This window comes from Streptomyces sp. NPDC049813 (assembly GCF_044465085.1).
Classification (GTDB): Bacteria; Actinomycetota; Actinomycetes; order Streptomycetales; family Streptomycetaceae; genus Streptomyces.
In genome coordinates this window covers 394,947-407,703 of the sequence record NZ_JBITLI010000005.1, presented here as the reverse complement: position 1 = coordinate 407,703, position 12,757 = coordinate 394,947, and the positions used below count along the sequence as shown (strand labels likewise).

Genomic DNA, 12,757 nt, shown 5'->3' with positions numbered 1-12,757 from the left:
TGTCCGACGGCGCGAGGCCCGCCCGAGGTCAGGCGCGCCCGGCAGCGCCGTACACGGCGTCAGATGTGCGCCGCGCCCGCGTTGTCACCGCGCTTGGTCAGCATCGCGACGAGGATGGCGACGACCGCGACGCCCGACGCGACGAGGCAGGCCAGGCTCATGCCGGAGATGAAGGTGTCGTGGGCGACGCCGGTTATCTTCTCCGCGAGTCCGGCCGGCGTGCCGGGCGGCACCGGCGCGGCACCGACCTGGACGGCCTCGGACGCCTGGTCCAGCTGACCGGACGAGAGCGGCGGGAGCTTGGCGTCCGCCCAGTTCCCCGCGAGGTCGCTGTCGACCTTCGACGCCATGACGGCGCCGAGGACCGCGGTGCCGAGGCTGCCGCCGATCTGCATGGCCGCCTGCTGGAGTCCGCCGGCGACGCCGGACAGCTCCATCGGCGCGTTGCCCACGATGACCTCGGTGGCTCCCACCATCACGGGCGCGAGGCCGAGGCCGAGGAGCCCGAACCAGACGGACATGATGCCGCTGCCGGTCCCGGCTTCCAGCGTGGACATGCCGTACATCGCGATGGCCGTGCACGCCATGCCGCCGGCCAGCGGGATGCGCGGGCCGACCTTCGTGATCATCGCACCGGCCAGCGGCGAGGCGACGATCATCATCCCGGTCAGCGGCAGCAGGTGCAGGCCGCTGTCGATCGGGCTCATGCCGTGCACGTTCTGCAGGTAGAAGGTGACGAAGAACAGGCCGCCCATGAACGCGATGGCCATCAGCACCATCAGCACCACACCGGCCGACAGCGGCACAGAGCGGAACAGGCCCAGCGGGATCAGCGGCTCGGCGACGCGGGTCTCCCACAGCGCGAAGACCACGAAACAGACCACGGCCGCCGCGAGGAACATCCACGTCCGGCCGGCGCCCCAGCCCCACGCGGGCGCCTTGATCAGGGCCCACACCAGGCAGAACATCGCACCGGACAGCAGCGCGATGCCGGGGATGTCGAAGGACCGCGGCGCGTTCTTGGCGCGGTGGTCGAGGAGGATCACGAGCCCGAGTACGAGGGCCACCACGCCCACCGGGACGTTGATGAAGAAGACGGACTGCCAGCTGACGTGCTCCACGAGCACGCCGCCGAGGATCGGTCCGCCCGCGGTCGACGCGCCGATCACCATGCCCCAGATGCCGATGGCCATGTTCAGCTTCTCGGCGGGGAAGGTGGCGCGCAGCAGGCCGAGCGCGGCGGGCATGAGCAACGCGCCGAACAGACCCTGGAACACGCGGAACGTGACGACGAACGCGATGCTGTCGGAGAGACCGATGGCCCCCGAGGCGGCAGCGAAGCCGACCACGCCGATGAGGAAGGTCTGCCGGTGCCCGAACCGGTCGCCGAGCTTGCCCGCGGTGATGAGCGTGACCGCGAGGGCGAGGAAGTAGCCGTTGGTGATCCACTGGACGTCGGCGAAGCTCGCGCCGAGATCCTTCTGAATGGCCGGGTTGGCGATGGCGACGATGGTGCCGTCGAGGGCGACCATCATCACGCCGATCGCGACGGAGAAGAGGGTCAGCCAGGGGTGGCCGCGCAGCCCCTTGGCCGGTGCCGCGACAGGCTCGGGCTCCGGCACCCGGTCCGCCTTGTCGACAGTGGTCTGACTAGTCATACGTTCGAGGCTAGTGACAGCGCCTGACAGTTGACAAAGCATTTCACAAGTCGGTAACTGTCACGTCGCTCACACTACGGCGGAGCGCGCCAACACCCGGAAAGAGGACCATGGCGACTCGATTGAACCTGCGTGAACTCAAGAAACAGCGGACTCGTGATGCACTGCTGCGCTCCGCTCTTGAGCTCTTCACTTCGCAGGGGTTCGACCGGACGACGGTCGACGAGATCGCCGAGGCCTGCGAGGTCTCCCAGCGCACCTTCTTCCGCTACTTCGCGAACAAGGAGGAGGCCGCTTTCGCCATTCAGGAGATGGTGGAGTCCCGGTTCGTCATCGCCCTGCGCGAGCGCCCCGCCGACGAAAGTCCGTTCGAGGCCCTCCGTCATACGGTCCTCGGCACCTGGGAGGCGCTGAGCCGGTCGGTGGAGGAGGTCATTCCGGTTGAACTCCACATGCGCACCTACCAGATGATCGAGTCGACGCCCGTACTCCTCGCCGCTCACCTGCGCCGTTCCGTCGAACTGGAGGAGCAGGTGGCGCGTGTGATCGCCGAGCGCGAGGGCCTCGACGTGGACACCGACCCACGCCCCCGGGTGGCGGTGGCGGCGTTCAGCGGGGTGATGCGGATGACCGGGCGGCTGTGGGGTGCGGGCGGGGACCCGAGCGTCGAGGCCATCCGCAGGCTCACCGAGTCCTACCTCGACCATCTCAAGCCGTCTCTGGGCGAGCGATGGAGTCATGACCGAGGGTGAACTCCTCCACCTCACTGAGCAGCGAGTATCGCGTGCGAGCACCTCAGTATCCTTACGCAGCGTGAGGGTCTGCCCGCGACTCCGTCCGCATTTACCCAAATACTGGCCAGAAAACGTGATCCGCCTCACCCATGGCACGAAGCCCCACGCGCTTCTCCTAGGGTGGTCCGCAGTGACTTCCTTCGACACTCCCCCTCAGCTCGCCATCGGGCGCGCACTGCTCGCGCTGGCCGTCGTGTTCGTCATGCTGGCGACCACCGGCTGGACCGCGGTGCGGCAGCACCGGACCGTCTCGTCGCCGCTCCAGACCGCGATCACCGCGTGGGAGCACGGCCGCCTGAACGGTCACGCCCTGCCTTCGCCCCACGGCTCCCCCGCCCGCCTGGCGCACTTCTTCGCCTCCCTGTCCCCGCAGCAACGCACCCAGCTCGCCGCGCGCTACCCGCTCGCGGTCGGCAACATGAACGGTGCGCCCGTGGCTCTGCGCTACCGCGCCAACCAGGTCGCCCTCGACCAGGCCCGCAAGGTCGAGGCCGACCGCGTGCACGACAAGCGGCTGTCCTCCATGGGGCACACCGAGGCCAAGCAGCGCATGAAGCGCTTCACGCTCCTGTCGGCTCCGGGCCGCAACATCCTCGCGTTCGACCCCATGGGCAGCGGCCGGGTGGCCGAGGTCTTCGGCGACCTCCCCACGGCGCAGCGCGTCTCCGTCGTCGTGCCGGGCGTCGACACGAACGTTCTGACCTTCCAGCGCACGTTCCGCCCGTACTCGGCACCGGTCGGCATGGGCCGCTCGCTGTACGCCGCCGAACGTACGGCCGACTCCCACACCCGTACCGCGGTCATCGCGTGGGCCGACTACACGGCGCCGGCCGGTCTCGGCGTGGACGCCGCCACCTCGATGCGCGCCGACGACGGCGCGGTCCGGCTCAACGACATGCTGCGCGCCCTGCCCGGCCGCTCCTCCGTCGCCCTGTACTGCCACAGCTACGGCTCCGTGGTGTGCGGCGTGGCGGCGCGCCACCTGCCCTCGCGGGTGAGCGACATCGCGGTCGCGGGCAGCCCCGGCATGCGCGCCGACAACGCGGCAGGGCTCGGCACCCACGCGCGCGTGTGGGCCACCCGCGACAAGGACGACTGGATCCAGGACGTGCCGTACATGGAGGTCGGCGGCCTCGGACACGGCGCGGATCCGGTCTCCGCGGAGTTCGGCGCGCGCGTGATCTCCTCCGCGGACGCCAAGGGCCACACTGGGTACTTCGCACCGGGCACCCAGAGCCTCAGCAACTTCGCCGAGATCGGAACTGGCTCGTACCGTTCGGTGCACTGCGCGGACGCGGACCACGACTGCCGGAAGGGTTTTTCCGGCAGTGGGTCCGCCTGACGCGCGTAGAAAACTGCGAAACGATGGTCCGACGCAACAGGCGACGGAGGCGCGCGTGCCGCATACGATGAGCCGCATGGGTGATGTACTGGCCGGATTCAATGCCGCCTGGGAGTTCGAGTCCGACTCCGTGCTCATCCGCTTCGAACGGGGAATCCGCACGCCGAAGCTCTTCCAGGCGCTCGGCGAACGCCGTATCCCCCTGGAAGCGATCGGTGCGGTGACTCTGACTCCCGGCAAGCGCGGGACCGTGGTACTGCACGCGGTACCGAGACCGGGTGCCGATCCGCTGATGGACGCCGCGGCGGGCCAGCTCAAGGAAGGCAGCGACCCCTACCGGCTGGTCCTGCCCGCCGAGCGGGAGATGCTGGCCGAGTACTACGCGGACGAGCTGCGCGGCAAGCTCGTCGCCGACGAGGACGTCTGGCCGGAGGGCTACCTGGTGGCTCCCCCCGAGGCTCCGCTGCACTTCAAGGCGTACGACGGCAAAGCCTCCTTCGACGGTGCGTCGGTGTCGTTCCGCTGGTTCTGGACCGGCGCCTCGTCCGCGAAGTGGAAGGCCGGCGACAAGACCTTCCCGGTCTGCGACCTCAGCGGCGTGGAGTGGCGCTCCCCCGAACTGTTCGAGGGGCACCTGCGCCTCCTCCACCGGGAGGCCGGCGACGACCAGCCCGGGCAGGCCGACCAGGACCCGGCCGCCGTGGTCTTCGGGCTCGGGTACGGGCCGGTGCACGAGTCCCTGCCCTTCGCCGCCTCGGTGCTCGCCGCCGTGCGTTCCACGAGCCCCGCACCGGCGCCCGCCGGACAGCTGCATGCCGGGGCCGCGCCGGGCGGCCGCCGGGACCCGGCGGACATCGCCGACCGCATCCGCCACCTCGGCGAGCTGCACCAGGCGGGGCTGGTCACGGACGCGGAGTTCACGTCGAAGAAGGCGGAGCTGCTCGCGGAGCTGTGACCGCCATCCCCAACGGCCCTGGTGATACCTGGGTATGAGGTGCGGTTGAGCACCTGGGTATGACGGCGCGCCCGCCGCTCTTTGCCTACGCTGAGCAGGCCATGAGCACACCACCGCCTCCTCCCGAGCACGCGCCCCGACCACCGAGTCCAGACTCCGGGCCGGGCGGGCGCCGACCCCTGCGCGAGATGCTCAGAAATGATCCGCGCCGTACCGGCGACACGCTCACCGCGGTGGCCTCGGCCCTCGCTACCGCCGTGGGCGGTGACCGGTCCGAGCCGCTGCTGGCCCAGGCCCCCAAGCGGTGGATGCGGCTGCTGCCGTATCTCGTGGCCCTGAGCTTCGTCGCCGTCCTCATCCCCGTCACGGCGCAGGTGCTTTCGCACGACTACGGCGTGAACGGCGGCCTGGCCGGAGCCATCGCCGTCGCACAGGCCGCTCCTCTGCTTCTCGCGGTCAGCCGGCCGCTGACCGCCTGGTACCTCACGATCACCGCCGACGTGCTGGGCACGCTCCCTCTGTTCCAGGGCGACGCGCACCATCCCTCGCCGTGGACGCCCATGATCGTCGTGGGTTACGTGGTGCTGTGCATCGTCCTGGCTCTGCGGGAGAACCGGCGCACCCTCATCAGCATCTGGCTGGTCACGGTCGTCGTCAGCATCGTCCTCGGCTCCTTCCGCGACGCCAGCAGCCAGGACACAGGGGTGCTGCTCATCGTGCTGAGCGGCGGAGTCCTGCTGTTGGGGGCCCTGGTGAGGGAGCGGGGCGAGACACAGCGCAAGCTCGTCGAGCAGGAGACGATCAGCGATGCCGAGCGGACCCGCAGGACGCTGCTGGAGGAACGGACGAGGATCGCGCGCGAGTTGCACGACGTGGTGGCCCACCACATGTCGGTGATCACCGTGCAGGCCGAGTCCGCTCCGTACCGGATCCAGGGTCTGACGGAGGAGACTCGTGCGGAGTTCGAGTCGATCGCCGCGGGTGCCCGGGGATCGCTGACGGAGATGCGCCGACTCCTGGCCGTCCTGCGCAGCGAGGGCGCGGAAGGTGACCTGGTGCCCCAGCCCGGTCTCGCGCACCTGGCCCAACTCGTGGAAGCGACGGTGCGCGGCGGTGTGCCGGCCGAACTGTCGTACCCGGAGCTGGCTCTCGTCGGTGAACTGGCCGATCTGTCGCCCGCGGTGGACCTCTCCGCGTACCGCATCGTCCAGGAGGCCCTCGCGAACGTGGTGCGGCACGCCCCCGGTGCGCGGACGCAGATCTCCATCGGCCTGGACGAGGACGCCCTGTTGGTGGTCGTGGTCAACGGACCGGCCGCGGACCCCGTCTCCCCCATCGAGTCCACCGGCACGGGGCACGGTTTGATAGGGATGCGCGAGCGCGTACGGTTGCTCGGCGGCACCCTGGACGTGGGCCCGTTGCCCGCCGGTGGGTTCCGCGTCGCGGCCCGGCTCCCGCTGACCGCACCCGCTTCGCCCACCTCGTCCTCGGCGTAAAGGAACGCACCACGCATGACCATCCGCGTGATCATCGTCGACGACCAGAGCATGGTGCGGGCCGGGTTCGCCGCTCTGCTGTCCGCGCAGAGCGACATCGACGTCGTGGGCGAGGCCCCGGACGGCAGGCAGGGCGTCGAGACCAGCCGGTCGACCCACCCCGACGTGGTCCTCATGGACGTGCGCATGCCCGAGATGGACGGGCTGGCGGCGACACGGGAACTGCTGGACCCGCCGCCCGGCGTGGTGCACCGCCCGAAGGTGCTCATGCTCACCACCTTCGACGTGGACGACTATGTGTACGCGGCGCTGCGAGCGGGCGCGTCCGGCTTCCTGCTCAAGGACGCCCCGCCCGCGGACCTGATCGCGGCGGTGCGGGTCGTCGCCGCCGGCGAGGCCCTGCTCGCGCCGACCGTGACCAAGCGCCTCATCGAGGACTTCGCCCGGACCCACCCTGCGCGCAGGGACCGGTCTCCGCGGCTCAACAGCCTGACGCCGCGCGAGCTAGAGGTCCTGGAGCTGATCGCGCGCGGCCTGTCCAACCAGGAGATCGCGCGGAAGCTGGTGCTCGCCGAGCAGACCGTGAAGACCCATATCGGCCGGGTACTGGCCAAGTTGGGGTTGCGCGACCGCGCGCAAGCGGTGATCTTCGCCTACGAGACCGGTCTCGTCACACCCGGCGGCCAGTGACACCGCCTCCACCCATACGAGATCAGTGAGGTGCGGCGGCAGCCACCCCCTACTGCGGTATGAGATGCGCATACCCAGGTAGCAGCCGCGAGTTGGCTCCGCAGTGTGACGCCTCGGCCGGCGACGGCTTCCTACCTTCCCCTCGTCACAACCGACGGTGGAGGGGAGACAGGCGATGGGCCTGGGTTCTTGGAAACGACGCGGCCGCCGCACGCTGGTCGCTGCCGCACTCACGACGACGATCGTCGCGGGCACGGCAGGCTGGGCCTCGGGCCATCGGCAGAGCCCGCTCACCGGACCACCGCCGGGGACCGCGTCCTGGCGCGCGGACACCACGCTCGGGACACCGCTGCCCGACCCCGCGACTACCGGCCCGCGGCGGATGGCCGCCTTCTTCCGCGGGTTGAGCGCATCGGAGCAGCACACACTGGCCGTCCGCCATCCGTCGGTCGTCGGCAACCTCGACGGGGCGCCCGTCCCGCTGCGCTACGACGCGAACTCCCGGGCGCTGCGCGTCGCGAGGAGCGAGGCCCGCGCCGACGCGCGGGACACCGGACTGACGCCACAGGCGCGCACCACGGCACGTGTCCTGGCCGAGCGCTGCGCCGAGCTGCTCGCGCCCGGCCGACGGATCCTCGCCTTCGACCCGCGCGGGCGGGGTCAAGTGGCGGAGGTGTACGGCGACTTGCGGACGGCTCGGCATCTCTCCGTGATCGTGCCGGGCTCGGACATCGATCTGGGCTCGTTCGATCGGACCTCGGACAGGTACGGGACGCCCACGGGTATGGCGAAGTCCCTGTACAAGGCGGCACGTGGGCGGACGGCGGTGGTGGCCTGGGTCGGCTACACAACCCCGGTCGGCCTCGGCGCGGATGCCGCGACCGGCCGGCTCGCCGAGGCGGGGGCTCCCCGCCTGACCCGCTTCGTTCAGGGCCTCACAGCCACGGGCGTGCCGCAGCCCGCCGTCTTCTGCCACAGCTACGGATCGGTGGTGTGCGGGCTCGCCGCGCCTGGGCTGGCCGCCTCCGACCTCGTCGTCCTCGGCTCCCCCGGAGTGCGCGCGGACCACGTCGCCGACCTCCACACCCGAGCCCGGGTGTGGGCGGCGCGGGACGACAGCGACTGGATCTCCAAGGTGCCGCACGTCGAGTTGTTCGGCCTGGGCCACGGCGCCGATCCCGCCGACCCGTCCTTCGGCGCCCGGCGCGTACCGGCCGAGGACGCCAAGGGCCATACCGGTTACTTCGCGCCCGGCACGGACTCGCTGCGCGCCTTCACCGACATCGCCACCGGAGTCTTGTCATGAACCTCAGCACCCTGCGCTCCTCGACCGCCTCCGCCGTCGCCTCGATCGACGCGAGGACTCCGGTCCACCGCGACCGGGCCATCGACGGGCTGCGCGCCCTGGCCCTGCTCGCCGTCCCGACCGGCCACTGGCTCCTCGGCGGCTTCACCCTGGACGGTGAGGGCGCGCTGCACAACGCGAGTCCGCTCTCCGCGTTCGGCTTCTTCGCGCCCGTGTCATGGGTGTTGCAGATGCTGGGGGTCTTCTTCCTCGTGGGCGGTCACGCCTCCGTCCTCTCGTACCGGAGAGCGCGCGAGGGCGGTACGTCGACGACCCACTGGCTGCGCGGCCGACTGGCCCGCCTCGGCCGACCGGTGCTGGGAGTGACAGCGGTCTGGGCCGCCATGATCCCCGTCTTGTACGCCCTCGGCGTGCCGGGGACCACGGTGCGCACAGGGTGCACGCTGGTGATACAGCCCCTCTGGTTCGTCGGCGTGTACACCGTGATCACCGCGCTCACGCCCTGGTGCATACGAGCGTCTCACCGGTTCGGTGCCTGGGCGGCGGCACCACTGCTCGGCGCGGTCGCCACGGTCGACTTCCTGCGGTACGGGCCGCTCTCCGCCGTGATGCCGTCCTGGCTGAGTCTGCTGAATCTGTTGCCGGGCTGGATGTTCGCCTACCAACTGGGAGTCTGCTGGGGCGAGAAGAGGCTCGGCCGACGGGGCGCGTGGGTCCTGTTCATCGGTGGCACGGCACTGTTCGCGACGCTGCTCCTGGTCTTCCACTATCCGACGTCGATGGTCGGAGTTCCGGGCGAGACACGGACCAACTCGCATCCGCCGTCGCTTCTGGTCCTCGCCCTGGCCGCCGCGCAGAGCGGCGCCGCGATTCTGCTGCGGGACCGCATCAGCCGTCTGCTGCGCCGGCCCGTGCTGTGGGCGCCGGTCGTGGTCATCAATCTGTCCGCGATGACCGTCCTGTGCTGGCACCAGACGGCGATGCTCGCGGCTGCGGTCCCCGCGTCCTTCGCCGGGGAGATACCGGGGCTGACGGCAGGCCCGGACAGTTGGGTCTGGATAGCAGCCCGCGTGGCGTGGCTACCGCTGTTCGGCGCCCTGCTCGTCCTGATAGGGCGCTACGCGCGAGGCTTCGAAGCGCCCTGGAAGCGGGCTACCCGGGGGCGGCGAGCGTTGGCGGGAGTGCTCGCTGCCGGGTTCACGGTGTTCGCCTTGGGGCTGGCGTGAGAGGCCCGGGCCGGCTGTCCTCGGTCCGGGAAACCCCGTGGTCCCTGGCCCCCAGGACGGCGATCGACCGAGGGACCAGGGCGAAGGGAACGCAGGCGGCTGCGGTCAGCAGCCGCCCGAGAGCAGCGGAGGTGCGGCTCGCTACTCGCGACCCGCCGACGTGAAGGCCATGTCGGCGTAGCGGTCGCCCGACACCTGGGAGGCGATGGGTTCGAGGAGCGCCAGTTCCTCGTCGGTGAGGGTGAGGCGGGTGGCGGCGGTGTTCTCCTCGATGCGGTGGCGCTTGCGCGTGCCGGGGATGGGGACGACCGCGAGGCCGAAGGCCTGCGCCTGCCGCTGTACCCAGGCCAGGGCGACCTGGCCGAGGGAGACGCCGTGCGCGTCGGCGACCTGGCGGACGGGTTCGAGAAGGGCGGCGTTCACGGCGGCGTTGTCGCCGGTGAAGCGGGGCTGCTGGCGGCGGAAGTCGTCCTGGGACAGTTCCTTGTCGGCGCTGACGAAGGCACCGGTGAGGAACCCGCGGCCGAGCGGTGAATAGGGGACGAGCGCGACACCGAGCTCGGCGGCGGTCGGCACCACCGACCGCTCGATGTCCCGGCTGAACAGCGACCACTCGGACTGGACGGCCGCGATGGGGTGGACGGCCTGCGCGGCTCGCAGTTCGTCGGCGGTGACCTCGCTGAGGCCGAGGTGCTTGACCTTGCCGGCGGCGACGAGTTCGGCCATCACGCCGACCGTCTCCTCGATGGGCACCTTCGGATCCCGGCGGTGCATGTAGTACAGGTCGACCGAGTCGGTGCCCAGGCGCTGAAGACTGGCGTCGATGCAGGTCCGGATGTAAGCGGGGTCGTTGCGGATGATGCGCTTGGTGGGATCGTCCGGGTCCATGCCGAGGGCGAACTTGGTGGCCAGGACGACCTCGTCCCGGTGCGCCTTGAGGAAAGGAGCCAGGAACTTCTCGTTCTCGCCGGCGGCGTAGGCGTCGGCGGTGTCGTACAGGGTCACGCCGAGTTCCAGGGCGCGCTCCAGGGTGGCCCGCGCCTCGTCGGCGTCGGTCGGACCGTAGGCCCAGCTCATACCCATGCAGCCGAGGCCCTGAATGCCCACGACGGGCCCGTTGTTTCCCAACTCAACAGTGGAGATGCGCTGGTCGTCCGCGTGCGGGGAGCGTTCCGTGCCGGTCATGTGGTCCAGGTCCTTTCAGGTGCCGCGGTCATGCCTGCCGTCGTCGTGTCCCCCGGCGTCGGCATCACTGGGCACCCGCATAGAAGTTGATCTTGTGGTCGAGTACGGCCAGGGTGTCCTGGAGTTCGGCCATCCGGTGCAGGACGTCGCGGCGGGTCGACTCAAGAAGCTCGCGGCGCTCCTCGAAGGTCTGCTCCCCGAGCCGGACGAGTTCGGCGTAGCGCACCATGTGGGCTCACCGGCATGCCGGTGAGCCGCAGCTTGCCGACGAAGGCGAGCCAGTCCAGGTCACGGTTGGTGTAGCGGCGCTGGCCGGTGTGCGAGCGGTCGACGTCCGGCATGAGGCCGATCCGTTCGTACCAGCGCAGGGTGTGCGCGGTCAGTCCGGTGAAGGCGACGACCTCACTGATCGTGTACCGGTCCTGGCCCGCCGGACGCGGATGGGCGCTCGGCGTCGTGGCGCAGGCGTCGACCTTGGTCCGGTCGGTCTGGGTCCGGTCGGCCGCGGGCCCGTCGGTCCGGGCCCGGTCTGCCGCGGTCGGGACTGCCGTGGTCGGGGCTGCCTTGGTCGGGGTGGGTGCGGGCGGGGTCTCCATCACCGTCATGACACCCACGCTAGAACCTTGGAGTGCGCTCCAAGCAAGCGGTTACGAGAATTGCCGGCGACAGCCGCCCAGTACGCGCATTAGCGTGCGGATCATGTCTCTCGTCCGCCGTGCCGTCCCCGAGGACGCCGAAGAGCTGGTCAGACTCCGCAAGATCATGCTCGACTCGATGAGCCCCAGTGCCGATGTGAGCTGGCAGCCGCCCACGATCGCGGCGCTGCGCGCCCACCTCGCCGACCCCGGAGGCGAGCTGACGGCCTTCGTCGTCGACGCGCCGGCAGCCGGAGGCGGTCTCGCGGCCTGCGCCTCCGGTGCGATCCATCGGGGTCTGGGCAGTCCGGGGAACCCGTCCGGGACCTCCGGGCACATCTTCAATGTGTGCACTGATCCGGCGCACCGGCGCCGGGGCTACTCGCGCGCCTGCATGGAGGCGCTCCTGACCTGGTTCCAGGAGCGGGAGGTGCACCGGCTCGACCTGCACGCGTCGGTGGAGGGCGAGCCGCTCTACACCTCACTGGGGTTCGCCCGCACCCCTTCCCCGGCGATGCGGCTCACGTTCTGAGGTGCGCCCGCGCTCCGGCGGACACCGAAGGGACCCGCCTGCCGGGCCTGCCGACCTGGACCGGCAACGACCTACCGCTCCCGGGGCCCGCCGGAGGGGAGCCACGCGCAGGCTCTAGGCTCGGAGGCATGCAGAGCCTCGCATTGATCGAGAACTGGCCCGTGCCGACCGCCGCCGCAGCCGTCGTCCGGGCGGACGGCACGGTACTGGGCACGCACGGTCCCACGGCCCACCGCTTCCCGCTCGCCTCGGTCACGAAGCCGCTCGCGGCCTACGCGGCTCTCGTGGCGTACGAGGAAGGGGCGATCGAGCTCGACGAGCCGGCCGGTCCGGCGGGCTCGACGGTGCGCCACCTGCTGGCACACACCAGTGGGCTCGCCTTCGACGAGCACCGCACGACCTCGGAGCCGGGCGCGCGGCGGCTGTACTCGAACGCGGGCTTCGAGGTGCTCGGGGACCACATCGAGAAGGCGACGGACATCGCGTTCGGGGAGTACCTGCGCCAGGCCGTGCTCGAACCGCTCGGGATGACGGCCACCACGCTGGACGGCTCGCCGGCCAAGGACGGGGTGTCGTCGGTGGACGACCTGGTGCGGTTCGCCGCGGAGGTCCAGGCACCGAGGCTGCTCGATCCGCGGACGGTGGCCGAGGTGATGACGGTGCAATATCCGGGGACGAAGGGCGTGCTGCCGGGGTACGGGCACCAGAGCCCGAACGACTGGGGGCTCGGGTTCGAGATCAGGGACCACAAGTCGCCGCACTGGACGGGAAGTTCGTCGTCCCCGCGGACCTTCGGGCACTTCGGTCAGTCGGGCACGTTCCTGTGGATCGATCCGGATGCCGCAGTGGCCTGCGTGGCGCTCGCGGATCGGGCGTTCGGGCCGTGGGCGGCCGAGGCGTGGCCGCCGTTCACGGACGCGGTGCTCGCGGAACTCTGA

At 70.7% G+C, this 12,757-nt stretch carries 11 protein-coding genes and 1 pseudogene; 9 read left to right on the top strand and 3 right to left on the bottom strand.

All coding sequences use genetic code 11. The features are described from left to right. Positions 1 to 59 precede the first annotated feature (59 nt). Positions 60 to 1,658, bottom strand: a complete 1,599-nt coding sequence (locus ACIBW6_RS14465) for an MFS transporter (RefSeq protein ID WP_399059606.1) — start codon at positions 1,656 to 1,658, stop codon at positions 60 to 62. A gap of 110 nt (positions 1,659 to 1,768) precedes the next feature. Between ACIBW6_RS14465 and ACIBW6_RS14460 the strand changes: the two genes are divergently transcribed. The 7 genes from ACIBW6_RS14460 to ACIBW6_RS14430 all read left to right on the top strand — a co-directional run bounded on the left by ACIBW6_RS14460 (position 1,769) and on the right by ACIBW6_RS14430 (position 9,467). After that, a complete protein-coding gene (locus ACIBW6_RS14460) occupies positions 1,769 to 2,410 on the top strand; it encodes a TetR/AcrR family transcriptional regulator (protein ID WP_399059605.1) in 642 nt (213 codons plus the stop codon). A gap of 172 nt (positions 2,411 to 2,582) precedes the next feature. Further along, entirely contained in the window at positions 2,583 to 3,794 is a 1,212-nt protein-coding gene (locus tag ACIBW6_RS14455) for an alpha/beta hydrolase (protein WP_399059604.1), read from the top strand. 76 nt (positions 3,795 to 3,870) lie between these two features. After that, positions 3,871 to 4,749, top strand: coding sequence for a DUF4429 domain-containing protein (locus tag ACIBW6_RS14450; RefSeq protein ID WP_399059603.1), 879 nt, complete (start codon positions 3,871 to 3,873; stop codon positions 4,747 to 4,749). A 101-nt stretch (positions 4,750 to 4,850) separates the two neighbouring features. Then, positions 4,851 to 6,245, top strand: coding sequence for a sensor histidine kinase (locus tag ACIBW6_RS14445; RefSeq protein ID WP_399059602.1), 1,395 nt, complete (start codon positions 4,851 to 4,853; stop codon positions 6,243 to 6,245). A gap of 15 nt (positions 6,246 to 6,260) precedes the next feature. Then, on the top strand, positions 6,261 to 6,935 hold the full coding sequence (locus ACIBW6_RS14440) for a response regulator (protein WP_399059601.1): 675 nt from the start codon (positions 6,261 to 6,263) through the stop codon (positions 6,933 to 6,935). A 175-nt stretch (positions 6,936 to 7,110) separates the two neighbouring features. Further along, on the top strand, positions 7,111 to 8,241 hold the full coding sequence (locus tag ACIBW6_RS14435; protein WP_399059600.1) for an alpha/beta hydrolase: 1,131 nt from the start codon (positions 7,111 to 7,113) through the stop codon (positions 8,239 to 8,241). Further along, complete coding sequence (locus ACIBW6_RS14430; RefSeq protein WP_399059599.1) at positions 8,238 to 9,467, top strand: acyltransferase; 1,230 nt, start codon at positions 8,238 to 8,240, stop codon at positions 9,465 to 9,467. Before ACIBW6_RS14435 ends, ACIBW6_RS14430 begins: the two co-directional genes overlap by 4 nt. A gap of 141 nt (positions 9,468 to 9,608) precedes the next feature. On the opposite strand, the gene ACIBW6_RS14425 is transcribed toward ACIBW6_RS14430, so the two are convergent. Beyond that, positions 9,609 to 10,652 carry an aldo/keto reductase gene (locus ACIBW6_RS14425; protein WP_399059598.1) on the bottom strand — a complete coding sequence of 348 codons (1,044 nt, stop codon included), beginning with the start codon at positions 10,650 to 10,652 and terminating at the stop codon, positions 9,609 to 9,611. A 64-nt stretch (positions 10,653 to 10,716) separates the two neighbouring features. Then, positions 10,717 to 11,257 (bottom strand): annotated as a pseudogene (locus ACIBW6_RS14420) (MerR family transcriptional regulator). Positions 11,258 to 11,351: 94 nt separating this feature from the next. Between ACIBW6_RS14420 and ACIBW6_RS14415 the strand changes: the two are divergent. Both ACIBW6_RS14415 and ACIBW6_RS14410 read left to right on the top strand, forming a co-directional pair. Continuing rightward, positions 11,352 to 11,819, top strand: a complete 468-nt coding sequence (locus tag ACIBW6_RS14415) for a GNAT family N-acetyltransferase (RefSeq protein ID WP_399059597.1) — start codon at positions 11,352 to 11,354, stop codon at positions 11,817 to 11,819. Between the two features lie 128 nt (positions 11,820 to 11,947). Continuing rightward, on the top strand, positions 11,948 to 12,757 hold the full coding sequence (locus tag ACIBW6_RS14410; RefSeq protein WP_399059596.1) for a serine hydrolase domain-containing protein: 810 nt from the start codon (positions 11,948 to 11,950) through the stop codon (positions 12,755 to 12,757).

What these genes read in the sequence shown, in the direction of transcription:
- ACIBW6_RS14465 (WP_399059606.1), bottom strand. Translation starts at nt 1,658, where the DNA reads ATGACTAGTCAGACCACTGTCGACAAGGCGGACCGGGTGCCGGAGCCC.
- ACIBW6_RS14460 (WP_399059605.1), top strand. Translation starts at nt 1,769, where the DNA reads ATGGCGACTCGATTGAACCTGCGTGAACTCAAGAAACAGCGGACTCGT.
- ACIBW6_RS14450 (WP_399059603.1), top strand. Translation starts at nt 3,871, where the DNA reads ATGGGTGATGTACTGGCCGGATTCAATGCCGCCTGGGAGTTCGAGTCC.
- ACIBW6_RS14445 (WP_399059602.1), top strand. Translation starts at nt 4,851, where the DNA reads ATGAGCACACCACCGCCTCCTCCCGAGCACGCGCCCCGACCACCGAGT.
- ACIBW6_RS14440 (WP_399059601.1), top strand. Translation starts at nt 6,261, where the DNA reads ATGACCATCCGCGTGATCATCGTCGACGACCAGAGCATGGTGCGGGCC.
- ACIBW6_RS14435 (WP_399059600.1), top strand. Translation starts at nt 7,111, where the DNA reads ATGGGCCTGGGTTCTTGGAAACGACGCGGCCGCCGCACGCTGGTCGCT.
- ACIBW6_RS14430 (WP_399059599.1), top strand. Translation starts at nt 8,238, where the DNA reads ATGAACCTCAGCACCCTGCGCTCCTCGACCGCCTCCGCCGTCGCCTCG.
- ACIBW6_RS14425 (WP_399059598.1), bottom strand. Translation starts at nt 10,652, where the DNA reads ATGACCGGCACGGAACGCTCCCCGCACGCGGACGACCAGCGCATCTCC.
- ACIBW6_RS14415 (WP_399059597.1), top strand. Translation starts at nt 11,352, where the DNA reads ATGTCTCTCGTCCGCCGTGCCGTCCCCGAGGACGCCGAAGAGCTGGTC.
- ACIBW6_RS14410 (WP_399059596.1), top strand. Translation starts at nt 11,948, where the DNA reads ATGCAGAGCCTCGCATTGATCGAGAACTGGCCCGTGCCGACCGCCGCC.